Genomic DNA, 22,446 nt, shown 5'->3' with positions numbered 1-22,446 from the left:
AATTTTCACTTTAGCGCGCTTTGTTTTGTTTGGCAAGGAAAAAGCGTTTTACTTTGTTGTTTGTATGACGAACTGGTACGTTATGTTGCTTTAGTAAACTCATAAATGCGGCTTTACCAGTCTTTTCATCTTGCACTTCGTATTCAATTTCATAATCATCGTGATTGTAATAGAAACTATGATCAAAGACAAGCGTTCCGCCTTCAAATAATATTTCAGCTCTTTCTGTTGTTAAACTACCCATATAAGTTAAAGAGGAAACGGGGATTTGTAATTTGTGAAGTTGATCCATTACAGCGCCTTGAATAATTGTGTTTGTTTCCATCATAAGATTAGCTTCTTTCTCTGTTACAGACTGATGAGTTTCTAATAAACCAATTTCAGCAGGTTGTTTTAATGTTAATGTATAAGTTCCATCTTTATGACGAATACGAAGTGCAGAGCCCGCATCTTTTAAAGAAAAGTGAGGCGTTTCAAAGTAGTGATTCACTTGTTTTGTAAATGCTTCAATAGAAAAAGATTTGCATAATGTTTGGAATTCGTCCTCTGTAACCATATTTTTAAATTCAATTTCAATTTCTTGTGTCATTGTATGCGCTCCTTTTGAAAAATAATTCTTTACACATTATCGCTTTTTCACAAATTTGGTTCAATGTTTTATTTGTTTGCGTCCATGTTATGATACAATAATACTGTTAAGTAAGACAGGAAGTTGAGATGGAGGAGTTCGAGCATGCAAAATAAAATCCAAGTTAAGAGCGTAAAAACGAGAGAGAATGCTCTTATTTTTTGTGCGGAAAATACTGAAATAGAGGTAAAGGAGTTAAGTACGCGTAATCACGTACTTGTAGACTCAGACAATTTATCATTTTTATATATCTTAGAAAACGAATCATCTTTCATTTATGTAAGCATTCCGCATACATGCTGGGAAGCAATGCATGAAGCGATGAATAAAGATACAGCGATGTTTATTTACGTGAATGATGTTGAAATGGAATTAGAAGGATTAAAAGAAGAAGTAGAATATTTAGTTGAAAATATTGAAGGTAATGCAAATTACGGAGAAGAATTAGTAACTGCTGTAGAAAAAGTGTTTCTATAAGCAAATGGATTGATTTTGGTGGTGGTTGAAATGAATCGTAATTGGGAAGAATTTTTAGCGCCTTACCATCAAGCGGTGGCAGAGCTGAAAGTGAAACTAAAAGGAATGCGTACTCAATTTACAATGTTAACGGAGCATTCTCCAATTGAGTTTGTAACAGGAAGGGTAAAGTCGGTCGCAAGTATTATTGATAAAGCGGAGAAGAGAAATGTACCGCTTGATCGGCTAAGAGAAGATATGCAGGACATCGCGGGCCTTCGAATGATGTGTCAATTTGTTGATGAGATTAAGCCTGTTGTAGAATATCTTCGAAAACGAAATGATTTTGAAATTGTGGAAGAACGTGATTATGTCACGCAAAAGAAAGACAGCGGCTATCGCTCTTACCACGTTGTCATTAGTTATCCTGTTCAAACGATACAGGGAGAAAAAAAAGTATTAGTTGAAATTCAAATACGTACGTTAGCAATGAATTTTTGGGCAACGATTGAGCATTCTCTAAATTACAAATATAGTGGACGTTTTCCTGAAGATATTAAAATACGCTTACAACGTGCAGCGGAAGCGGCATTTTTATTAGACGAAGAAATGTCTTCTATTCGTCTTGAAATTCAAGAAGCGCAAAAGATTTTTTCACGAAAGCAAGAAACGAAAGATTCTGAATCATAAACTAAAGGGTGTTGGGCGATGAAATTTGCAATTATGTCAAAGGGAGATCAATCATCAGATACACTTGCAAGTACGATGAAAGAGTACTTGCTAGATTTTGGATTTATAATGGATGAAAAGGAACCCGATATTGTAATTTCTGTTGGGGGAGATGGAACGCTTTTATATGCATTTCATCGTTACTATAATCGATTAGATGAAACCGCATTTGTTGGTGTACATACAGGTCATTTAGGTTTCTATGCAGATTGGTTACCGACAGAAGTAGAAAAGTTAGTGATTGCAATCGCTAAAACGCCATTCCAAGTGGTTGAATACCCGCTTTTAGAAGTGATTATTCGCTATGTGAATGGTAGTAAAGAGTCACAGTATTTGGCGATGAATGAAGCGACTGTAAAGAGTGCAGAAGGTACATTAGTAACAGAAGTGGAAATACGCGGAGAGTATTTTGAAACGTTTCGCGGAGATGGTCTTTGTATTTCTACTCCTTCAGGAAGTACGGCGTATAATAAAGCGCTTGGCGGAGCAATTATTCACCCGTCTATTGAAGCGATTCAAATTGCAGAAATGGCATCCATTAACAACCGTGTGTTTCGTACAGTAGGCTCGCCGCTCGTACTGCCGAAGCATCATACATGCGTTTTGAAGCCGGCTGCAGGAATGAACTTGCAAATTACGGTGGATCATTTAACGATGGTTCATCAAGATGTGAAATCAATCCAGTATCGCGTTGCGAACGAGAAAGTGCGGTTTGTTCGTTTTCGTCCGTTCCCATTTTGGAAACGTGTCCGTGACTCGTTTGTTGCAGATAAATAGAGAGGGTTTATATATTTGAACAGATTTACATTGAAATGGACTATACAATCTGTAGCAGAAGGAATCTTAGTTAGAGAATTTTTAAAAACAAAGGGGATTTCTAAAGCTGCATTAACGGATATAAAGTTTCATGGCGGAGCAATTGAAGTGAACGGTGAACATGCGAGTGTTCGTCATAAGTTACAAGCTGGTGAAGAGTTACAAGTCTTCTTTCCAGTGGAGGAAAGAAGTGAAGGGATGATAGCGGAAAATATCCCTTTATGCATTGTATATGAAGATGATGCAGTGCTTGTTATGAATAAAGAAGCTTATATGTCAACGATTCCGTCTAGGGAGCATCCGTCAGGAAGTGTTGCGAATGCTCTTTTATATCATTATGATAAACAACATCTCGCAAGTACAGTGCACATTGTGACGCGACTAGACCGTGATACTTCAGGGCTTATGTTAATTGCGAAAAATCGATTCGTTCACCATCTTTTATCAAAGCAGCATCAACAAAAAGGGGTGAAACGAACGTATGAAGCGATCGTTCATGGAATGATTTTAGAAGAGGTAGGAACGATTGACGCACCAATCGGACGAAAAGCGGATAGCATAATCGAGCGAACTGTCTGTGAGGATGGTCAAAGAGCGGTTACCCATTTTAAAGTAATGGAGAGTTTTCCTAATAAGACGCGTGTAGCGCTTGAGCTCGAGACAGGAAGAACACATCAAATCCGTGTACATATGGCACATATAGGACATCCGCTACTTGGAGACGATTTATACGGGGGACAAAGAGATGTGATGAAACGCCAAGCGCTTCATAGTACGTCTTTGACGTTTTATCATCCTATTTTAGAAAAGGAAATGACTTTTACTTCCAGCATTCCAGATGATATGCAACATGCTTTACGTAACAATTAAAAGGGAACAAAATTCTTAATACAATAAGAATTTTGTTCCCTTTTTTCTTAGCGGAATAATATTAGAATTTGATTCTCACTAGTACGTTTTATAACGAAAAAGCCACTTTCAGCTTTTGTAGAAATGCCGTCATCATTTGGACGACAATATCCGTGTGTTTCGCAAGTACCGTCATCACGTACTAACATTTGTCCAATTAATCCGATAGGAAGCCACTCGGTGCGATTTCGTCTTGATATATACTTGCAAGCTGGATCCCATTCTGTATTTAAAAGAGGCAGTATTTCTTGCGTGTCCGTACGTGTATATTGACGTTTTCCGAAGCTATCTGTTGTATAGCGCTTTGCCCAACTTAAAGCACCGCTATTTCCTATGAGAGCGGGTGTAGCACTAGATATTCCTAATATAAATGAATCGTTTGAAGTAGCTATACGAATTTTTTCTTCACTACTAAATGTAACGAAATAACCGACATCAATAGGGTTATGATCTGCTGTTTCAAACATTTGTGCATAATCAGTTCCGCTTGCATTGTAAGAAGCGCCATCGATATACATTTCTCCATTATGAGCAAGCCATTTTGCACCTATATTATGATCGGTTTCATTTGTACCATTTGCAATAAACCATGAATAGGCCTCATCGGCTGTACCAAATTTCCCCATAATATGGCTACCGGCAAAATTAGCTGTTGATGTATGATTTCCTTCCGCATGAGAAGAGAACCCGTTAGCGATAGTCGCGGTTCCTTCTGCATGTGCTGCTTCGCCTAAAGAAATCGTATGTTTTCCTTCCGCGTGAGAATAAGAGCCGCCTGCTGTCGTTTCACTTCCTTCACTATGCGAACTATGTCCAGTTGCTTTTGTTTTTGTCCCTTCTGCATGAGAAAAGGGACCCATTGCTTGTGTAAGAAATCCTTCGGCATGTGAGGCGATTCCGTCAGCTGTAGAGTGAAGGCCCTCCTTAAATGCATATCTCGCCACTTTTTTATTCTTTGAAGGAGTAGGTGAAGGTATGTGAGATTGAGTGATAGTAGGCTCTTCTTTTTTTGTGTCATCGGTTAAAGTTAATACTTCTTTTATTTTTTTTACTTGCTGTATAATATTGGCGGGGATTTCAGTCTGGATTTTTTCTTTAATTGCTTCAGGAATTTCAGTCTGGATTTTTTCTTTAATTGCTTCAGGAAGTTCGGTTTGGATTTTTTCTTTAATTGCTTCAGGAAGTTCGGTTTGGACTTTTTCTTTAATTGTTTCAGGAAGTTCTTTTTTTATTTTCTCTTGCACACTGTTTGACTCAAGTATAGGCTCATTTTTATGAGAAAGACGTTTCTTTTTTTGTAGTGCTTTTATTTTTCGGTTATCTATAATTCGCTTCATAACAGCACTCTCTAAAGAGATATACATTTCTCCCGTTTTATCTTTTTTTATTTCTTCTCGTTCTTCTATCTTTTCAATAGCTGCAGCTCGAATACTGCACCAGTTGTTAATTCCATACATGGGATGGTATAAAGGGTGGAATTTTCTTTTTTGTTTAGAAGATTTTTTCTTCATTCCGTCACCTCCTGCGACAGTATATGCCGCACAATTAAAAAAAGATGCACTTTATTGCATCTTTTTTTAATTGCTTTATCCAGTTTTAGTGTGGGATACGCCTAGAAAACACCATTTTTCCCTGTTACTTGTGAATTCAATAGGGGTATTTATCCCGTATTAACGGGCAGTAAGACTCCCACCTCAAAATTCGGAAGTAAAGAAAAGAAGTTAGGTGGGAGATCAACTGCCCGTAAAAGCCCGATTGGTGTGGGCTAATAATCAGTGGGGAATGAACAAAACCCCCACTGATTAAAGTTTCACTTTATGAAATTGGGCGGAACTTTTCAGGAACAAAAGGTAAGGAAGAAGGGACAGAAATAGTCTCCATCTCAGGGTAACGTAGTCCAGTTAGTTTACCACCAAATACAGCGCCGGTATCAATATTGACTGTATGATTCACAAAGCGGGGTTCATTGACAGGTGTATGTCCATAAATAATCCATGTTTCACCCTTATACTCTTTCGCCCAATCTCGGCGGACAGGTGAGCCGTCAGGGTGTTTTTCGCCTGTAATATCACCATATAATACAAATGTTTGTACTTTTTTATCTTGTCTTCCTATGTAATCTTGCCGAATACCAGCGTGACAGACGATTAATTTTTTTTCATCCAGTATGTGATATAGCGGTGATTGTTCGTAAAGAGTAATGAATTTTTCTTTTATTATTTGTTGCTGATTAGAAGGCAATGCTTCATATTCTGCAACAGTTGTTTCGAGCCCATGAGCGATTGTAACATTACGCCCAAGGAAGAAACGATACAGTTTATTACAGTGATTCCCTGGCGCATAATAAGCATCTTTTCTATTTATTACGAGCTCCCATACAATTTCAATCATACGTAATGAATAAGGACCTCGGTCTGTAATATCACCAACGAATGCAAGCTTTCGTTTTGCGTTATGAATTGGGAGACCACTATCCCAGCTATACCCTAGTTTCGTTGTTAAATCTTGAAACTCTTGGAAGCATCCGTGAATATCACCTATAATGTCATATTTCATATTTAAACCTCCAGCTCATTTTTTTATTAGTATATCTAAAATGGACATAGAAAAAAACCATACCGTTTTTCGATATGGTTCATTTAAACATAAAGATTTTAGTTCTTGAGCGTACGTTTAAAATAAATCCAATAGCAATCATATAAGTGAGCAGTGAACTCCCGCCGTAGCTCATAAGCGGTAACGTTATTCCTGTAATAGGGAGTAAACCGATTGTCATCCCGATATTTTGGAATACTTGGAACGTGAACATTCCGATTGTACCAGCGCAAATATAACTACCGAAAGGTTCATTGCTTTCTAAAGCGATATGAATCATTCGATAAATGAGTAAGAAAAAAAGTGAAATGATGACACTTGCTCCTAAAAAACCGAATTGTTCAGCGACATTTGTGAAAATAAAATCTGTGTGTGGTTCCGGAAAATATACTTGTCCATTCTCCCATCCTTTTCCTTGCATCTCTCCTGATCCCGCAGCTAAAAATGCTTGTCTTAATTGAAATCCTTGAGCGTCATATTCATAAGGTGCTAGCCAACCGTAGAACCGGTTTAACTGATATTCTTTTAGAATGTGTCCCTTAAAGAACTCTGTATGCGTGAAATAAATATATGTTAAGGTAGAGCCTATGGCGAAAACACCGGAAGTTAATCCGAAAATAAAGCGCCAACGTATACCAGAAACTAAAATCATTGCTGCGAGCATCGCAGAAATAACCATTGTGTTTCCTAAATCAGGTTCTTTAGCGATTAGAAGTAGTGGAGGCAAACTAGCTGCGAATATTTTTCCGAGTAAAATAAAATCTTCACGAGTTGTCCGGAAAGGGTACTTCTCATTATGGTTCGCTATAATTCGTCCAACGACGATAATCAAAAATAATTTCATAATTTCAGAAGGCTGAAAATTTCCGATGCCTGGAAGTCTGTACCACGCGGTAGCCCCTTTAATTGTAACGGCGCCAGGAACTTGAAGCTCTAGGCCAATAAGAAGTATCATTGCAAAGCCATACAAATACCAAGCAATTTTTTTATAGCGATCAAAATCGATAATCATAATAACACCAATGGCGATAAATCCAATAACATACCACTGGATTTGCTTTAGGACAAAATTTACGTTTTGTAAAAATGGTGGTAAAGAAGGTTGTGCACTTGCAATAGCGAAGCAACTAACAGTCCCAATGGCAAATAAAATAAATATTAATATGTAGTCTATTTGATATTGAGGATTTGAGTCTTTCACTGTATGTATTCCTTTCTAATGCTCTTTATATTAGTGGATCTTAGTTGTTGTATCGCAGAGTTTAAAATGAATGCATGATCGATAACGTGGATTCACATATCGATTATATACTTTTATTTTCGTAGAATAGGCTAATGATTTAGCTCTTTTTATAATTATATCCAAATAATGAGAAAGACGTACATGTGCATTAGGAATGATATTTGAAATGTGACGGTATGTAAAAAATTCTTTAAAATACTTAGAAATGGTACTGGAGGATCTTCAATTGAATGCGCAACCGAGGCGGAAGTTCTATAGATATATGTAATGAGGTAGGGAGATATGGCTCATGCGCTACTCATATTTCAAACAAAGCTGTTCTTTTTAGCAATTCGTGGAAAGGTTGAACTACAGATTTGTTTTCTATATGTGAGCCTCCTATAAAAAGGTATACGACATTATGGCTAATGTAGAAAGAGAAGAAATAATGATTGAATACATAATAGAAAAAGCAGTAAAACTTATATCAGTTTTACTGCTAAGTAAAAATCAAGCGATTTTTTCAATAGTAATTGATGCACTCGTACCAGCAGTTAGTGATAATCCAGTGATGTTTGTAACAAATGCTTCAACTAATGATGGAGTTGATGTAATTTGTGTAATCGCTTGGATAACGATAGGTACTCCAGCTATAACTAAAGTTGTATTGGCGCCTGGTATAGGTGAGCCATTAACTTGAATTTCAATGTTACCTAATGCACTTGCCGATGTAGTATATACGATAACGGTAATTTTATAGAATCCAGTTTCGTTTATGTTGAAAGTATCACCACCTGAAAATGGAGAAATTGCTGTGCCGAATTGTGATCCCAATGTATTAAACGGTACAGGTCCGGTACCCGACAAAGTGACACCAGCCGAATCAGAGTTAAATGCGTACAAGCCTGCTGGAAGTCCTGCCCCAGACGGTCCAGTAGCCCCAGTAGTTCCGGTAGCTCCAGTCGTGCCAGTGGCGCCGGTAGCTCCAGTCGGTCCAGTAGCCCCAGTAGTTCCGGTAGCTCCAGTCGTGCCAGTGGCACCGGTAGCTCCAGTAGCCCCAGTCGTGCCAGTGGCGCCGGTAGCTCCAGTAGCCCCAGTCGTGCCAGTGGTCCCGGTAGCTCCAGTAGCCCCGGTAGCCCCAGTAGCCCCAGTAGTTCCGGTAGTGCCAGTATCGCCAGTTAGTCCAGTGACGCCGGTAGTGCCAGTCGGCCCGGAGTTCCCAGTGATACTGGTCGGTCCAGTAGGAAAAGTAAATGGTGGAATTGGCGGTAATGTAGGTCCTATGAGATTAGGATCAAATGCACTGGCGGATAAAGATTCATCCGGATTTAAACCATCTGAATAAGTATGATTGGACATAAAGTCACCTCCATAAATCTCTCATTATATAGTAGGTGGGAATTAGTGAGAAAATACCATCGACATTAGAAGGATTGAAAAGAAATCTCGAATATATTGAATAATATAAAAAAAAGGGAAGTTTTTTGTATATATAACATATGATTGAGTGGGGAGCGGGTGATTATATTGAACAAGCATGAAATTACAATTAGCTTATGTATGATTGTTCGTGATGAAGGATGAAAGGGATTATTTTAGCAGGCGGGACAGGGTCGAGACTATATCCAATAACGAAAGTAACGAATAAACATTTACTTCCCGTTGGGCGATATCCGATGATTTATCATGCGGTATATAAGCTGAAGCAATGTGAAATTACAGATATTATGATTATTACAGGTAAAGAGCATATGGGAGATGTTGTTAGCTTTCTAGGAAGTGGTCAAGAATTTGGCGTGTCCTTTACGTATCGTGTGCAAGATGAGGCGGGCGGGATTGCACAGGCGTTAGGGCTTTGTGAGGGCTTCGTCGGGAATGATCGTATGGTAGTTATATTAGGAGATAATATCTTTTCAGATGATATTCGTCCATATGTTGAAGAGTTTACAAGTCAAAAAGAAGGTGCGAAAGTGCTGCTTCAATCTGTAGAAGATCCCGAACGATTTGGCGTAGCGCATATTCAAGGGCGGAAAATAATTGAAATTGAAGAAAAGCCGAAGGAGCCGAAAAGTTCTTATGCTGTGACGGGAATTTATTTGTATGATTCGAAAGTCTTTTCTTATATAAAAGAATTAAAACCTTCCGCAAGAGGGGAACTTGAAATTACAGATATAAATAATTGGTATTTAAAACGAGGGGTACTTACTTATAATGAAATGAGCGGTTGGTGGACTGATGCGGGAACTTATGCATCTCTTCAAAGAGCGAATACGTTAGCGCGAGATATAAACTTTGGGAAACAGTTTAATGGAAAACAGGTGAAAATATGAAAGTTGTAGAAACAAATTTTACCGATGCGAAATTGTTAGAACCGAGGTTATTTGAAGACGAGCGAGGTTTTTTTACAGAAAGTTATAATAAGAAAATACTAGAAACGTTAGAGATTACGTATTCATTTGTACAGGATAATGTATCTTATTCAGCTAGGTCGGGAACGATTCGTGGGTTACACTTTCAAAAAGATCCGAAAGCACAAACGAAGCTTATTCAAGTTATGCAAGGTGCAATATATGATGTTATCGTTGATTTGCGAAAAGAATCACCAACTTTTAAACAGTGGAGAGGGTATATTTTAAGTGCGGATAATCATAGGCAATTATTAGTGCCAAAAGGATTTGCTCATGGTTTTTGTACGCTTGTACCTCATACAATTGTTATGTATAAAGTAGATGAGTATTATAGTGCTGAGCACGATTCAGGTTTGCTTTGGGAAGATAAAGAATTAGCAATTCCATGGCCGGTAACAAATCCTATCTTGTCTGATAAGGATCGAATATTACCATTACTCCAGGAATATGAAGATAGTTTTTAAGTAGGAGAGTTGTTTATGAATATATTAGTAACAGGTGGAGCGGGATTTATTGGAAGTAATTTCATACATTATATGTTAAAAAAATATGAAACATATAAAATTATTAATTATAATGCATTAACATATAGCGGGAATTTAAATAATGTAAAGTCTATTCAAGATAATCCTAACTACTCATTCGTAAAAGGGGAAATTCAAAATGGAGAGATGCTAGAGCATGTTATTCATGAATGTGACGCGCAAGTAATTGTAAATTTCGCGGCTGAATCACATGTGGATCGTAGTATTGAAAACCCAATCCCTTTTTATGATACGAATGTAATAGGTACAGTTACGTTATTGGAGTTAGTGAAAAAATATCCACATATTAAACTCGTGCAAGTATCAACAGATGAAGTATACGGTTCTTTAGTGAGAACGGGGAAATTTACAGAGAACGGGGAAATTTACAGAGGAAACCCCATTAGCGCCAAATAGTCCATATTCTTCAAGTAAGGCGAGCGCGGATATGATAGCCTTATCTTATTATAAAACATACCAATTACCAGTTATTGTGACGCGTTGTTCTAATAATTATGGACCGTATCAATATCCTGAGAAGTTAATACCGTTAATGGTTACGAATGCACTTGAAGGAAAGAAACTACCTTTATATGGTGATGGATTAAATGTAAGGGATTGGCTGCATGTAATGGATCATTGTAGTGCAATTGACACCGTCTTGCATAAGGGACGTGTAGGAGAGGTATATAATATTGGTGGAAATAATGAAAAGACAAATGTAGATGTTGTGGAACAAATTATAGAGCTTTTAGGAAAAACAAAAAAAGATATTGAATTTGTAACAGATCGTTTAGGTCACGATCGTCGTTATGCGATTGAGGCACAAAAAATGAAGAATGAGTTTGATTGGGAACCGAAGTATACATTCGAGCAAGGATTAAAAGAAACAGTGGAATGGTATGAAAACAATACGGAATGGTGGAAACCACTAAAAGAAAAGTAAGGTGCATGTAGATGAAAGAACGGATTATCATAACGGGAGCTAACGGTCAATTAGGGAAGCAACTACAAGAAGAGTTGAATTCTGAGGAATATGACATGTATCCATTTGATAAGAAGTCACTTGATGTAACAAATATATCTCAAATTGAGCAAGTCGTACAAGAAATAAGGCCGCATACAATTATTCATTGCGCAGCGTATACGAAGGTAGATGCTGCTGAGAAAGAACAGAATCTTGCGTACTTAATAAATGCGATTGGAGCTCGAAATGTAGCAGTTGCTTCACAATTAGTAGGGGCTAAATTAGTTTACATCAGTACCGATTATGTATTTCCAGGTAATAGGCCAAACGGATATCATGAATTTCATAATCCAGCACCGATAAATATATACGGATATTCTAAGCTTGCAGGAGAACAGTTTGTAAAAGAGTTACATAATAAATATTTCATAGTTCGTACATCGTGGCTGTATGGAAAATATGGAAATAATTTTGTGAAAACGATGCTGCGCTTAGGAAAAGAGAAAGAAAACATATCTGTTGTAGCTGATCAAGTTGGTTCTCCTACGTACGTGGTGGATTTAATTACTGTGATTAACAAGCTCATTCATACGTCCTTATACGGTACGTATCACGTATCAAATCTCGGTTCGTGTTCTTGGTTTGAATTTGCTCAAAAAATATTTTCGCACACAAAAATGAGAGTGAATGTGTTACCTGTGTCGACTGAGGAATTTGGATCGGCGGCAGCGAGACCGAAATATTCGATCTTTCAGCATAAAATGCTACAATTAAATGTTTTTTTACAAATGCCTTCTTGGGAAGAAGGATTAGAACGGTTTTTTATAGAAACAAAAAGTCATTAACAAATGTATGTTAATGACTTTTTTGTTTGCCTTTAAGAGGTTTTATGGTACTATAATTATAGTATCAGGTACTAATAACAAGTATAAGTATTTCTGGGAGGATATATCATGGAACTATTACAAGGGAAAACATTTGTTGTTATGGGCGTTGCGAACCAAAGAAGTATTGCATGGGGAATTGCTCGCTCTTTGCATAATGCAGGTGCAAAATTAATATTCACATATGCAGGAGAGCGTTTAGAAAGAAACGTTCGTGAATTAGCGGAAACATTAGAAGGGCAAGAATCACTTGTATTACCTTGTGATGTAACGAATGATGAGGAACTTACAGCTTGCTTTGAAACTATTAAGCAAGAAGTTGGTACAATTCACGGTGTTGCACACTGTATTGCTTTTGCAAATCGTGATGATTTAAAAGGTGAATTTGTAGATACTTCTCGCGATGGATTTTTACTTGCACAAAATATTAGTGCATTCTCTTTAACAGCTGTAGCAAGAGAAGCGAAGAAAGTGATGACAGAAGGCGGAAATATTTTAACTTTAACATACCTTGGCGGCGAACGCGTTGTGAAAAACTATAACGTTATGGGTGTTGCGAAAGCTTCATTAGAAGCTAGTGTAAAATATTTAGCGAACGATTTAGGACAACACGGCATTCGCGTCAACGCTATTTCTGCAGGGCCAATTCGTACGTTATCTGCGAAAGGTGTAGGTGACTTTAACTCAATCTTAAAAGAAATTGAGGAGCGCGCACCACTTCGTCGCACAACAACTCCAGAAGAAGTTGGAGATACAGCAGTATTCTTATTCAGTGATTTAGCACGCGGAGTAACAGGTGAAAACATTCATGTTGATTCAGGATATCATATTCTAGGATAAATATAATATTGATTATAGTTTTTTAAAAAGGACAGTCTCTAAATATTGAGACTGTCCTTTTTAATTGTCCTAGGAAAGAACGATTTTTAACGAAAGTTCTTGCATTGTTATGAATATAACTATAATAGTACACGATTTATCCAGCTATGTATGGAAGTGGGAGGGACGAGTGTGAAGAATAAAAATAAAAGTTCAACAGTTGGAAAACCGTTGTTATATATTGCGCAAGTAAATTTAGAACTTGCTGCACCGAAAATAAAAAGAATTATTCTTACAAACTTTGAAAATGATGATAGGCATGAGCAGCTCGATAGAGATCAAAGTATTGTCAGTAGTGCGATGGAAGAGACGGTAGAAGAAAAGCTTGAGCAAGAGGAGCATCAAGTAGAAGAAGAGGAAAAAAAAGAGGAAGAAGAGCAGGTGAGAACAGCCCCGCACAATAAATCGTTTAAGGCTATGAGCAATAAAGAAAAAATTAACTTCTTATTAAACCGCCCTCATTACATTCCGAAAGTAAGATGCAGAATAAAAACAGCAACGATATCATATGTAGGGTCGATTATATCGTACCAAAATGGAGTCGTATCAATTATGCCATCAAATAGTATGAGAGACATTAAGTTACCTATAAAAGAAATAAAATCGATTGATATGGCCGGTTTATAAATATGTAAAGGTGGTAGAAAGACTCTACCTCCCCCCCAATAGTTTTTTAGTTTACTTATTAAATAGAAACGTCGCTTAAGCACTGAATAGCACAGAAACAGCTTAAATCAACAGTAATACAAGTAGGTGTTGATTTTAACTTTGCATTTGGTACATTTAAAAACGTACAAATTGGATCATCATCAGCTGGTACAGGGGAGCCATTACCTAATACTACAACTAATACGCGTAGCACAGCGCAGCTACCGTCATCTACGCTCTCAACACGGAAAACTGCAGACGTACAGTGCTTAGCTTCTCCTACTGCTACTGGTGCAAATGCTTTAAAAGGTTCTCCATCTTTTGTGTATAAAATAAAAGGACGTGTATTCGCTACTGATGCAGTGTTATGTGCTCCTAAAAATGGAATTTCACAACCAGATCCACACGTTGTAGTAGAACAATCTTGTAGTTCATTGATGAATTTTACGACGTCAACTACGCAGTGAGAAGAGCCATGGTGTTTATTTTCGTTACAGCTCATTAATGTCACTCCTTATCTTCTTGTTTGTATTTACATTAATAAGATATTGGAGTAGGGGAGATTTGGTCACAGTCTCAAGACCTTTTTTTTAATAGGCTAAAGAAGATAGGGAAGGTGGAAGTATGTTAGTTACAAGCTGGCTTTTATTTTTTATTTTCGCGCTAGCGGCTTTTAGGTTAACTCGTCTCATTGTGTATGATAAAATTACAGCTTTTTTGCGAAGACCGTTTATTGAGGAGTTAGAGATTACGGAACCAGATGGAAGTGTATCGACTTTTACAAAGGTGAAAGGGAAAGGATTAAGAAAGTGGATTGGAGAATTATTAAGCTGCTATTGGTGTACAGGTGTGTGGGTCAGTGCTTTTTTATTAGTTTTATATAAATGGATTCCTATTGTTGCAGAGCCTGTACTAGCATTATTAGCCATTGCAGGTGCAGCGGCGATCATTGAAACAATTACAGGATATTTTATGGGAGAATAATAAAATGAAACTGGGGATCATCCACACTAACTATTAGCCCTCACCAATCGGGATAAATCTTCATGATGCTAGTAAAAGCGGAGTTTAAGAGGATGAGGGAACGGAAATAAGGAGTTGTTCATATAGTAAATAGACAGAATTGATAGTAGAGGAGATGTTTGCTGTGAGTAATAATCCAAGTCAGAATTCATATGACCTACAGCAGTGGTATAATATACAGCAACAGCAACAGCAACAGCAACAGCAACAGCAACAGCAACAGCAACAGCAACAGCAACAGCAACAGCAACAAGCACAACAACAGGCATATCAAGAACAGTTACAGCAACAAGGATTTGTGAAGAAAAAGGGATGTAACTGTGGGAAAAGAAGAACATATTAAAATAATATGCAGAATGAAACACTCATGTTACTGTGAGTGTTTTTTATTATAAAAATAAAAAGCGGTATTTCGGTTAAGAAATACCGCTTTTTACTAACCGATTTGTACAACTGTTAATGCTGCAGCACGAACATCTACACTACCGAAGGCAGTTAGTGTACTAGCTGGTTTCGCCTCGTAATCAATTTTAGTAAATTCGCAATCAGAAGAGAATGTGTTTTTCACTCTTTTATCTGTTTCTACTCTCAGTTAATGTAGTGGAAAAGTTCCCAATTTTATGAAAAATACATAATAATACCTTTTAAGCATGGATTGGGTGGCAGAGTTCTCTGCCACCCAATCCATACTTAAATCATTGTGTAGTTTTATATAGAAACATCGCGTAAGCATTGAATAGCGCAGAAGCAATTTAAATTGACAGTAAGACAAGAAGAGGTCGATTTTAATTTCGCATTTGGTACATTTAAAAACGTACAGATTGGATCATCATCATCTCGTACAGGAGAGCCATCACATAATACAACAACTAATACGCGTAGCACAGCGCAGTTGTCATCATCTATGCTCTCAACGCGGAAAATCGAAGACGTACAGTGCTTAGAATTTTCTGATGGTGCAAATGCTTTGAAAGGTTCTCCATCTTTTGTGTATAAAATAAAAGGACGCGTATTTGCAACTACTGCGCTATTATGTGCTCCTAAAAATGGAATTTCGCACCCAGATCCGCATGTTGTGGTTGCACATTCTTGTAGTTCATGTATAAAACGAACGACATTAGATACACAGTTGAAATCAAAATCATGGTGATGATGATCTTCGTTACAATTGCAGCTCATTATGTTCACTCCTTATCGTGAGTTCTGACATACACTATTACAATATGAGTGGGATATGGTTGATATTACGTTAATTCTCAGGATAGAAACAGGGAATTTATATAGAGGGGATGTACATAACGTGATATGGAAAAAAGACATCCTTATTTTGTGGATGTCTTTTCAGGTAAATCTTTTCGCGTAGTATATAAAAAACGAGATATATCTAGTTTTTTTCCTCTGAAAAATTGCGGAGAGGAAATGTAAAGTTCTTCTTTTGCGCGTGTAATTGCGACATACAGTAATCGTCGTTCTTCTTCTAATGCTTCAGAAGTCTCAGTTACACGGTCATTTGCGTCTTTTAAAGAAGAAGTGTGAGGCAGAATGCCATCGCTTGCTCCGAGTAAAAAGACGCATGGGAATTCAAGGCCTTTTGCATTATGAATCGACATAAGCGATACGGCATCTTTTTGCGGCATTGTTTTTAATGCTTCCATTTCTTTTTGACCTTGAATTGCTTCATTAATAAATTGTAAATAAGCTGGAATATCCGTAAAGCGAGTTGCTGATTCCATTAATTCTTCTAGCATTTCTTCTTGTATGTCCTTATGCATCGTAAAGGAAGAACGATCATTACTTTGTAAGTACTCTAAATATTTTCCTTTACCATGAATAATTTCTTTCAATGCTTTTTTCGGTTCAAGTTCTTTTATAAATTTAATAAAATCGATTCGCTCATTTACTTTTTTTACTTGAAAAGGTTTTAAGCTTGGATTTAGTAATAGGAAATGAAGAAGAGAAGGGAAGCGGCCCTCACCATATTTCCATTGTTCACGTTCAATAAATGAAATGCACTCATCACGGCCAATATACATCGTTGGTAATATATTTGAAAGTGATTCGAGGCGGAACGGTTCCAGCACCAATCGTAAATGATCTAATACGGGCCTAATTAAAGAATGCTCGTAGAACGATTGGCTCGCCCCATGTTTTATAAATGGAATTTTATGAATTGTAAGCTGATCGAGTAAAGAACGACTTACAGAATGTGTACGATATAATAAACAAAAATCTTTATAGTTTCGTTCACCGCTATCTACTTTTTCTTGAATGAGTTGCAAAATTTGGTTTGCTTCATCAAGAGTCGTAGCAGGTCTTGCGTAAAATGGTTGTACACCTTCTTCACGAACAGAATACAGCTCTTTATCAAAGCGTTCTTGATTTAATTTAATGACTTCATTCCCAAGTCCAACGATAAATGGATTGGAGCGATAGTTCGTATTAAGGGCGATAATCGTTGTGTTATCAAATTCTTTCGGAAAAGATAAAATGATCTGGTGGCTTGCTCCTCGCCATCCGTATATCGCCTGATCGTCATCACCTGCGATAAACAAATTATTTCTTGGTGAAGCTAACAATTTTACAATTTCATATTGTGCATATGATGTATCTTGAAACTCGTCTACTTCAATGTAATGAAAACGCTCTTGTAATTGCGTAAGCAGGGGAGCGTTATTTTCTAACATATAATATGTTTCTAATAAGATGTCGTCAAAATCGATATAATTGTATCGTTGTTTTACCTCTTCAAAACGTTCATATACTTCTTTGAATTCTTGTTCAACCGGTGTTTTCGCTTGTACATCTTTCGGACGATTCAATTTGTTTTTCTCAAGTGAGATCATAGCGAGTATCGTTTCAGCATCATAATCGTCTTTTAAGCGCAATTCTTTCAAAATTTTCTTTATCATAATTTGTTTATGTTTTTCATTTGCTAAAATTTGCTGATTATATCCTTGACTACGAAGCAATTTTAAAAAGACAGAGTGGAATGTACCAGCAACGACATAGCTACTTGCGGCATGATTCATACCAGGCAAATTCGCTACACGGCTTCGAATTTCTTCAGCTGCTTTTTGTGTAAACGTCAGTAGCAAAATATTTCGTGGATGAACATGTTTTACATTAACTAAATAACCAACGCGAGTTGTTAAAACAGATGTTTTACCACTTCCAGCACCAGCTAGTGTAAGGACAGGTCCTTCTGTCGTTTGCACTGCTTCTAACTGTTTCTCATTTAAATAAACACCTTGCTGTTCTAAAGCGCGGAAATACGCCGCATCTGCATCTTCTTCCATAATTAAATGGGTAGATGTTTTCGGGATATGATACGTCGCTTGCGGAATGCCAGCGTGTGTTAACGATTTTTGTGAAAATTTTTCTTGTGTCATATATTCACCTTCAAAACTATAGCATCAACATTTAACTTTAGCGGAAGAAAAAGAAAATAGCAATGTAAAAAACAGGAGGGGTTACCTCCTGCTACAAAATTATAATTCTTTTATCATCACGATGTGCGGGATAGTTGCTTCCATAAATACATCAGAAGTCGTCACGTATCCGAGTTTTTTATAGAAAACTTCAGCATGTGTTTGCGCATGGAGTTTCAATTTTGGTAGAGACTCTTCCTTTGCGTGCGCTTCAAGTACATCCATAATGATTTTACCAATTCCTTTTTTGCGATGGGAAGCTAGTACGCAAATGCGTTCCATTTTTCCAACTCCATCAACAATGCGAAAGCGACCCGCACCGATTGGAATGTCATTGTCATATACAACAACGTGCGCCGAAGTATCTTCGAATTCATCGTATTCTTCTTCTGACGATACACGCTGTTCTTCTACAAAAACTTGTTTACGTACAGAGAATGCATCACTTAGCTGCTCGTCTGTTTGTACGATTTGTGCGTGCAAATTAGTTGTTCTCCTTTCCAAGGTGGAATGTTTCATGTACAGTCCAAGTTCCGTTTTCTAATTGATATAGAAGGTGGAAACGATCGATTGGTTGCTCATAATAGAAATCTTTCATACGTAATCGACCTAATACATCAGCGTGCTCTGCATCTGATAAGCTTTGACCGATTGTTAAATGCGGTACGAAAGCGTACTCGCGTTCTTGTGTAAAGAATCCATTATGCATTTCTTCATTTAAGAAAGTAAGTTCAGGTGTTTTTTCTACTTTAAAATAAAGAACATTATTAACAGGTGCGAATGAACCAACTTTTCCAACATGAAGGGTAAATGGATTCGTTTTGTTTGCGATTGTATGTAACTCATCTACAATCGATTCTAATTGCTCATCTTGCGTCTCAAAGGGTGTTTTCAATGTAATGTGTGGCGGAACTAATGCGTAATGCGGATCATAACGTTTACGCAATCCGTTCGCTTTATCTTGAATCATTTTTGATGGAAAAATTACAATGCCTAATTTCATGTTCCAATTCCTCCCTTTGCAAGTCTAGTTAGATTTTGAGAATAAATCTCTTTATCTATTATATCAAATTATTCTGAATACCGCTCTCTATTATTTCATTGATAGAATATGAGAAAATGCTTTCGGTAAATCTGCTTGCCAATACTTCCAAGTGTGATTCCCTTCAAACTCTTCGTAATGCGTGATGAAGTTTCTGCCTGAAAGAAGTTTATTTAACTCGCGATTCGGTTCTACGAAATCAGACGTTTGTCCATCTGTACGTTTTACATTTGTTTCTTCTGTACCGATGACATGATAAATTTCTAGTGCTTGTGGGTCTTTGAAATCTTTCGCTAAGTTAAGAACTGTGTCATCAACAAATGGTGATTGCATAACGACCTTACCGAATGTATGCGGATACATAAGCGCAGTCATAAAGGAAACGGTACCGCCAAGAGAATCTCCAATTAAAACGCGGCCTTTACCCATTTGATACGTTGGATAATTTGCATCAATATATGGAGCAAGCTCATGAGCAAGGAAACGAATGTAAGCAGCATTCTTTACATCGTTCGGGAAATACTTTTCCTTACGATCGTGTACATTTTTATATGGAATACCGACAATAATTGTGCGGTCAATTTCTTCAGTTTCACGAAGACGCTCAATTACACGGTGCGCTTTACCAAGTTGAAAATAATCTCTACCATCTTGTGCAATAACAACCGTATGTTTATGGAGAGGTGTATAATTTACTGGTAAATAAACGAGAAGTGTAAGTTCCTCTTGAAGTGATGTACTAAAAAATGAAATTTCTTCAATTCTCCCTATTGTTTGATTCATGTATATCCCCCTAAATAAAAATTTACTGTAATGATTGTAAGAGCGACGCTTGTAGTGAAAAGGAAAGAAATATTCACTAATAGGTGCTTTCATTTCTATTTTACCATAATGGTACGAAGAATCTAAAAATTTGTATTTAAGTTATGAAAGAAAACGGATATAATGAAGTGGGATTTTTTACAGGTGAGAGGGGAGACAGGATTTGAAACAAGAAAGGTCAATCGCACTACCATTAGCAATTTCCATTATAGCCATTTCATTCGCAGCAGTTTTTGTAAAGATGTCCTCAGCACCATCTTCCATTTTAAGTATGTATCGTTTATGGATTATTGTACTTATTATGCTGCCTATCGTTTGGAAAAAACGGGAAGAGTTTAGTAAGATTCAAATAAAAGATTGGGGATTTTTAATTGGATCTGGATTCTTTTTAGCGCTACATTTTCTTTTATGGTTTGAGTCTTTAAAGCATACAACAGTTGCTAGTTCGACAATTATTTTAGCACTTCAACCGATCGTGTCTTTAGTTGGAGGTTTTTTTCTGTTTAAAGAAAGAACAACCTATTCAGCAATTGCGACGATGGGTATCGCTATATTAGGTGTAATGTGTATTGGCTGGGGAGATTTAGGTTTAAGTAAACAAGCAATTTATGGAGATATATTATCCTTTTTAAGTGTAATAGCGGTTGTCGGTTATTTATTTATCGGACAAACGACAGTAAAGAAAGTATCGCATTGGATTTATAGCTTTACAGTTTTTGCATTCGCAGGTATTTTCATGGGAATTTATAATGCCATACTGCAAGTGCCTTTTACAGGTTATACGAAGTGGGACTGGACTATTTTTCTTTTACTTGCGATTGTACCGACAGTGTCACACGTAATTAATAACTGGCTATTAAACTACGTAAATGCAACAACAATTTCAATGAGTATTTTAGGAGAACCAGTTGGGGCATCTATACTAGCGTTCTTCTTACTTGGAGAAAAATTAAACGCAATGCAAATTATCGGCAGCATGCTCGTATTGTTTGGTGTATCTGTTTTTTTACTACAGCAACAAAAACGAACATCAAAAAATGTGGTGAACGAGCAGGTGTATACACAGGAACTATAACGAATTTATTGTAATATGAGAAAAGAGAGGTTATTGGTAACTTCTCTTTTTTTGTTCTATGCTGAAAATAAAAGAGATTATATAGTGGAGTTAAATCATACGTTTCTCATACAAAGGGAAGGAGAAGCAAAGATGAAAGAAATTTTAATGAAATACATGACAAACCTTACAACATTAAGTGAAGAACAGCAGCGCATGATCGTGGAAGAGTTACAAATTGAAGAATATAAAAAAGGAACAGTGCTCTTAAGACAAGGAGATGTTCCGTCTAAATGTTATTTTGTATTAAAAGGATGCATTAGGCAACATTGTATAGATGAATCTGGAAAAGAAGTTACATCAAATTTTTATACAGAAGAACAAGCGATCTCAAATTTTAACCATCATAAACAAGATAAATCATCCCCACATACGTTAACGTGTTTAGAAGACTGTATAGTAGTCGTGGGTGACCTTAATAATGAAAAGGACATGTATAATAAATATTCACAGTTAGAAGAAATGACACGCAAAATGATTGAATACAATTTTGGTGAAATACAAGAAGAGCTTACATTATTTATTGCATCGACACCAGAAGAACGCTACAAATCATTATTACAAAAACGACCTCATTTAATCGATCGTGTTCCTCAATATCAATTGGCAAGTTACCTTGGTATTACGCCAGAATCGTTAAGCAGAATAAAGAAAAGACTTAAGTAATAGATTTTCTGCCGCCTTTTAGAAGTAGCCATATGCTAAGTCCTAATTCACCTGCAATCATAGGCAATTGGAATAAAACTTTAGTAAACGAAATGATTGCATCATATTGCGAAAACATCGTATTCATTACGTTAATAACGATATAACCGATTGCAGCAATGAGCAGTAATACACTAATAGTTTTCGGTATTCTTTTAGATTGAAAGGTTACATATCCTAACATGAGAAGGTGTAAGCCGAAAATGATTAATCCAACAGACCAAATGTATTCAAAAGCTTCTAGAAATAACATTATATATGCTTCTGGATTAGCGACTGTACTTTTAGAAAGAAGTAATGCAAATGTTAAATTGAATATAGCAATTCCAAGTAGTGCTGTATACATAAGACGAAGCCAGGCAGTTAGTAATGAGAGACTAGCGTGGATAGGCTTTAGAAAGAAATAAAGAGCCCATGCGACGACAATATCAGTAATAAAAATGATAATCCATCCGAAGATTTCCGCTTTGAAAAGTGAATTTGAATTTTGAATATTATGGAGTGTCGTGCTCGTATCTCCTTGTACAACAAGATTTGCGTGAACAAAACCGTAAGAAAAAAATGCAATGAATGCCATAGCAAGAAGAGAAGTACCAGCAAATAAGGCATACTTTCGTTCAGTCATAATACGTCCTCCTATTCTAATG

At 36.8% G+C, this 22,446-nt stretch carries 26 protein-coding genes and 2 pseudogenes; 14 read left to right on the top strand and 14 right to left on the bottom strand.

Annotated features, from left to right (window positions below):
- Window positions 1-10 precede the first annotated feature (10 nt).
- Window positions 11-589: a CYTH domain-containing protein gene (locus VK90_RS00775; protein WP_048369641.1), complete on the bottom strand. Its 579-nt coding sequence runs from the start codon at window positions 587-589 to the stop codon at window positions 11-13.
- A gap of 144 nt (window positions 590-733) precedes the next feature.
- Between VK90_RS00775 and VK90_RS00770 the strand changes: the two genes are divergently transcribed.
- Genes VK90_RS00770 through VK90_RS00755 form a run of 4 tightly spaced genes read left to right on the top strand, consistent with a single transcriptional unit; the run spans window position 734 to window position 3,499 of the window.
- A complete protein-coding gene (locus tag VK90_RS00770) occupies window positions 734-1,105 on the top strand; it encodes a hypothetical protein (protein ID WP_048369639.1) in 372 nt (123 codons plus the stop codon).
- 30 nt (window positions 1,106-1,135) lie between these two features.
- Entirely contained in the window at window positions 1,136-1,774 is a 639-nt protein-coding gene (locus tag VK90_RS00765) for a GTP pyrophosphokinase (protein WP_048369638.1), read from the top strand.
- Between the two features lie 18 nt (window positions 1,775-1,792).
- Window positions 1,793-2,590 (top strand): NAD kinase, encoded by a 798-nt coding sequence (locus VK90_RS00760; RefSeq protein ID WP_002170850.1) that lies wholly within the window; start codon window positions 1,793-1,795, stop codon window positions 2,588-2,590.
- Between the two features lie 15 nt (window positions 2,591-2,605).
- Window positions 2,606-3,499 carry an RluA family pseudouridine synthase gene (locus VK90_RS00755; RefSeq protein WP_002170851.1) on the top strand — a complete coding sequence of 298 codons (894 nt, stop codon included), beginning with the start codon at window positions 2,606-2,608 and terminating at the stop codon, window positions 3,497-3,499.
- A 47-nt stretch (window positions 3,500-3,546) separates the two neighbouring features.
- On the opposite strand, the gene VK90_RS31315 is transcribed toward VK90_RS00755, so the two are convergent.
- The 5 genes and pseudogenes from VK90_RS31315 to VK90_RS27795 all read right to left on the bottom strand — a co-directional run bounded on the left by VK90_RS31315 (window position 3,547) and on the right by VK90_RS27795 (window position 8,714).
- Window positions 3,547-4,164 carry a peptidase G2 autoproteolytic cleavage domain-containing protein gene (locus VK90_RS31315; protein WP_082147721.1) on the bottom strand — a complete coding sequence of 206 codons (618 nt, stop codon included), beginning with the start codon at window positions 4,162-4,164 and terminating at the stop codon, window positions 3,547-3,549.
- Window positions 4,165-4,565: 401 nt separating this feature from the next.
- Window positions 4,566-5,049, bottom strand: a pseudogene (locus VK90_RS31310) (peptidase G2 autoproteolytic cleavage domain-containing protein); the annotation flags it as partial.
- 304 nt (window positions 5,050-5,353) lie between these two features.
- Window positions 5,354-6,094, bottom strand: a complete 741-nt coding sequence (gene prpE, locus VK90_RS00745) for a bis(5'-nucleosyl)-tetraphosphatase PrpE (RefSeq protein WP_048369632.1) — start codon at window positions 6,092-6,094, stop codon at window positions 5,354-5,356.
- A gap of 79 nt (window positions 6,095-6,173) precedes the next feature.
- Window positions 6,174-7,334, bottom strand: coding sequence for an FtsW/RodA/SpoVE family cell cycle protein (locus VK90_RS00740; RefSeq protein WP_048369630.1), 1,161 nt, complete (start codon window positions 7,332-7,334; stop codon window positions 6,174-6,176).
- A gap of 531 nt (window positions 7,335-7,865) precedes the next feature.
- A complete protein-coding gene (locus tag VK90_RS27795; protein ID WP_082147719.1) occupies window positions 7,866-8,714 on the bottom strand; it encodes a BclA C-terminal domain-containing protein in 849 nt (282 codons plus the stop codon).
- Window positions 8,715-8,935: 221 nt separating this feature from the next.
- Here VK90_RS27795 and VK90_RS00725 point away from each other — a divergent pair, with 221 nt between their 5' ends.
- The 6 genes and pseudogenes from VK90_RS00725 (at window position 8,936) to VK90_RS00700 (ending at window position 13,644) form a co-directional block, all read left to right on the top strand.
- A complete protein-coding gene (locus VK90_RS00725) occupies window positions 8,936-9,685 on the top strand; it encodes a sugar phosphate nucleotidyltransferase (RefSeq protein WP_048369626.1) in 750 nt (249 codons plus the stop codon).
- Window positions 9,682-10,227, top strand: coding sequence for a dTDP-4-dehydrorhamnose 3,5-epimerase (gene rfbC, locus VK90_RS00720; RefSeq protein ID WP_048369624.1), 546 nt, complete (start codon window positions 9,682-9,684; stop codon window positions 10,225-10,227). The genes VK90_RS00725 and rfbC overlap by 4 nt, the downstream gene beginning before the upstream one ends.
- A gap of 15 nt (window positions 10,228-10,242) precedes the next feature.
- A pseudogene (rfbB, locus tag VK90_RS00715) lies at window positions 10,243-11,233 on the top strand (dTDP-glucose 4,6-dehydratase).
- A gap of 11 nt (window positions 11,234-11,244) precedes the next feature.
- Window positions 11,245-12,099, top strand: a complete 855-nt coding sequence (rfbD, locus tag VK90_RS00710) for a dTDP-4-dehydrorhamnose reductase (protein ID WP_048369622.1) — start codon at window positions 11,245-11,247, stop codon at window positions 12,097-12,099.
- 108 nt (window positions 12,100-12,207) lie between these two features.
- Window positions 12,208-12,978, top strand: a complete 771-nt coding sequence (gene fabI, locus VK90_RS00705; RefSeq protein WP_025149155.1) for an enoyl-ACP reductase FabI — start codon at window positions 12,208-12,210, stop codon at window positions 12,976-12,978.
- Between the two features lie 150 nt (window positions 12,979-13,128).
- Window positions 13,129-13,644, top strand: a complete 516-nt coding sequence (locus VK90_RS00700; protein WP_082147718.1) for a CotO family spore coat protein — start codon at window positions 13,129-13,131, stop codon at window positions 13,642-13,644.
- A gap of 58 nt (window positions 13,645-13,702) precedes the next feature.
- Here the strand turns inward: VK90_RS00700 and VK90_RS00695 are convergent, their stop codons facing one another.
- Complete coding sequence (locus tag VK90_RS00695; protein ID WP_002170865.1) at window positions 13,703-14,167, bottom strand: CotY/CotZ family spore coat protein; 465 nt, start codon at window positions 14,165-14,167, stop codon at window positions 13,703-13,705.
- Window positions 14,168-14,289: 122 nt separating this feature from the next.
- Between VK90_RS00695 and VK90_RS00690 the strand changes: the two genes are divergently transcribed.
- A complete protein-coding gene (locus VK90_RS00690; RefSeq protein ID WP_002170866.1) occupies window positions 14,290-14,649 on the top strand; it encodes a DUF1360 domain-containing protein in 360 nt (119 codons plus the stop codon).
- A 154-nt stretch (window positions 14,650-14,803) separates the two neighbouring features.
- On the top strand, window positions 14,804-15,031 hold the full coding sequence (locus VK90_RS00685) for a cytochrome C oxidase subunit III (protein ID WP_082147744.1): 228 nt from the start codon (window positions 14,804-14,806) through the stop codon (window positions 15,029-15,031).
- Between the two features lie 93 nt (window positions 15,032-15,124).
- Here VK90_RS00685 and VK90_RS31020 read toward each other — a convergent pair whose 3' ends face one another.
- The 6 genes from VK90_RS31020 to VK90_RS00660 all read right to left on the bottom strand — a co-directional run bounded on the left by VK90_RS31020 (window position 15,125) and on the right by VK90_RS00660 (window position 19,941).
- The gene (locus tag VK90_RS31020) at window positions 15,125-15,256 is read right to left on the bottom strand and encodes a hypothetical protein (RefSeq protein WP_269431808.1); all 132 of its coding nucleotides are present in this window, start codon (window positions 15,254-15,256) and stop codon (window positions 15,125-15,127) included.
- A 140-nt stretch (window positions 15,257-15,396) separates the two neighbouring features.
- Entirely contained in the window at window positions 15,397-15,867 is a 471-nt protein-coding gene (locus VK90_RS27455) for a CotY/CotZ family spore coat protein (protein WP_053081309.1), read from the bottom strand.
- Between the two features lie 143 nt (window positions 15,868-16,010).
- Entirely contained in the window at window positions 16,011-18,077 is a 2,067-nt protein-coding gene (locus VK90_RS00675) for an ATP-dependent helicase (protein WP_002170870.1), read from the bottom strand.
- 99 nt (window positions 18,078-18,176) lie between these two features.
- Window positions 18,177-18,599: a GNAT family N-acetyltransferase gene (locus VK90_RS00670; protein ID WP_048369613.1), complete on the bottom strand. Its 423-nt coding sequence runs from the start codon at window positions 18,597-18,599 to the stop codon at window positions 18,177-18,179.
- A 1-nt stretch (window position 18,600) separates the two neighbouring features.
- Entirely contained in the window at window positions 18,601-19,119 is a 519-nt protein-coding gene (locus VK90_RS00665; protein WP_048369611.1) for a YjcG family protein, read from the bottom strand.
- Between the two features lie 90 nt (window positions 19,120-19,209).
- Window positions 19,210-19,941, bottom strand: coding sequence for an alpha/beta hydrolase (locus VK90_RS00660; protein ID WP_002170873.1), 732 nt, complete (start codon window positions 19,939-19,941; stop codon window positions 19,210-19,212).
- A 202-nt stretch (window positions 19,942-20,143) separates the two neighbouring features.
- On the opposite strand from VK90_RS00660, the gene VK90_RS00655 reads away from it, so the two are divergent.
- Window positions 20,144-21,055, top strand: coding sequence for a DMT family transporter (locus tag VK90_RS00655; protein ID WP_025149165.1), 912 nt, complete (start codon window positions 20,144-20,146; stop codon window positions 21,053-21,055).
- Window positions 21,056-21,187: 132 nt separating this feature from the next.
- Window positions 21,188-21,760, top strand: coding sequence for a Crp/Fnr family transcriptional regulator (locus tag VK90_RS00650; RefSeq protein WP_048370042.1), 573 nt, complete (start codon window positions 21,188-21,190; stop codon window positions 21,758-21,760).
- On the opposite strand, the gene VK90_RS00645 is transcribed toward VK90_RS00650, so the two are convergent.
- Window positions 21,753-22,424 (bottom strand): DUF4386 domain-containing protein, encoded by a 672-nt coding sequence (locus tag VK90_RS00645; RefSeq protein WP_048369609.1) that lies wholly within the window; start codon window positions 22,422-22,424, stop codon window positions 21,753-21,755. The genes VK90_RS00650 and VK90_RS00645 overlap by 8 nt on opposite strands.
- Between the last annotated feature and the right edge of the window lie 22 nt (window positions 22,425-22,446).

The sequence above is a fragment of the Bacillus sp. LK2 genome, from assembly GCF_001043575.1.
In the GTDB taxonomy this organism is placed as follows: domain Bacteria; phylum Bacillota; class Bacilli; order Bacillales; family Bacillaceae_G; genus Bacillus_A; species Bacillus_A paramycoides.
Note: the sequence above shows the minus strand (reverse complement) of the source record. Positions and strands in the feature narration are given on the sequence as shown.

What these genes read in the sequence shown, in the direction of transcription:
- VK90_RS00695 (WP_002170865.1), bottom strand. Translation starts at nt 14,167, where the DNA reads ATGAGCTGTAACGAAAATAAACACCATGGCTCTTCTCACTGCGTAGTT.
- VK90_RS00685 (WP_082147744.1), top strand. Translation starts at nt 14,804, where the DNA reads ATGTTTGCTGTGAGTAATAATCCAAGTCAGAATTCATATGACCTACAG.
- VK90_RS00690 (WP_002170866.1), top strand. Translation starts at nt 14,290, where the DNA reads ATGTTAGTTACAAGCTGGCTTTTATTTTTTATTTTCGCGCTAGCGGCT.
- VK90_RS27455 (WP_053081309.1), bottom strand. Translation starts at nt 15,867, where the DNA reads ATGAGCTGCAATTGTAACGAAGATCATCATCACCATGATTTTGATTTC.
- VK90_RS31315 (WP_082147721.1), bottom strand. Translation starts at nt 4,164, where the DNA reads ATGGGGAAATTTGGTACAGCCGATGAGGCCTATTCATGGTTTATTGCA.
- VK90_RS00650 (WP_048370042.1), top strand. Translation starts at nt 21,188, where the DNA reads ATGAAAGAAATTTTAATGAAATACATGACAAACCTTACAACATTAAGT.
- prpE (WP_048369632.1), bottom strand. Translation starts at nt 6,094, where the DNA reads ATGAAATATGACATTATAGGTGATATTCACGGATGCTTCCAAGAGTTT.
- VK90_RS00700 (WP_082147718.1), top strand. Translation starts at nt 13,129, where the DNA reads ATGGAAGTGGGAGGGACGAGTGTGAAGAATAAAAATAAAAGTTCAACA.
- VK90_RS00775 (WP_048369641.1), bottom strand. Translation starts at nt 589, where the DNA reads ATGACACAAGAAATTGAAATTGAATTTAAAAATATGGTTACAGAGGAC.
- VK90_RS00770 (WP_048369639.1), top strand. Translation starts at nt 734, where the DNA reads ATGCAAAATAAAATCCAAGTTAAGAGCGTAAAAACGAGAGAGAATGCT.
- VK90_RS00660 (WP_002170873.1), bottom strand. Translation starts at nt 19,941, where the DNA reads ATGAATCAAACAATAGGGAGAATTGAAGAAATTTCATTTTTTAGTACA.
- fabI (WP_025149155.1), top strand. Translation starts at nt 12,208, where the DNA reads ATGGAACTATTACAAGGGAAAACATTTGTTGTTATGGGCGTTGCGAAC.
- VK90_RS00675 (WP_002170870.1), bottom strand. Translation starts at nt 18,077, where the DNA reads ATGACACAAGAAAAATTTTCACAAAAATCGTTAACACACGCTGGCATT.
- VK90_RS00725 (WP_048369626.1), top strand. Translation starts at nt 8,936, where the DNA reads ATGAAAGGGATTATTTTAGCAGGCGGGACAGGGTCGAGACTATATCCA.
- rfbD (WP_048369622.1), top strand. Translation starts at nt 11,245, where the DNA reads ATGAAAGAACGGATTATCATAACGGGAGCTAACGGTCAATTAGGGAAG.
- VK90_RS00665 (WP_048369611.1), bottom strand. Translation starts at nt 19,119, where the DNA reads ATGAAATTAGGCATTGTAATTTTTCCATCAAAAATGATTCAAGATAAA.
- VK90_RS27795 (WP_082147719.1), bottom strand. Translation starts at nt 8,714, where the DNA reads ATGTCCAATCATACTTATTCAGATGGTTTAAATCCGGATGAATCTTTA.
- VK90_RS00645 (WP_048369609.1), bottom strand. Translation starts at nt 22,424, where the DNA reads ATGACTGAACGAAAGTATGCCTTATTTGCTGGTACTTCTCTTCTTGCT.
- VK90_RS00765 (WP_048369638.1), top strand. Translation starts at nt 1,136, where the DNA reads ATGAATCGTAATTGGGAAGAATTTTTAGCGCCTTACCATCAAGCGGTG.
- VK90_RS00760 (WP_002170850.1), top strand. Translation starts at nt 1,793, where the DNA reads ATGAAATTTGCAATTATGTCAAAGGGAGATCAATCATCAGATACACTT.
- rfbC (WP_048369624.1), top strand. Translation starts at nt 9,682, where the DNA reads ATGAAAGTTGTAGAAACAAATTTTACCGATGCGAAATTGTTAGAACCG.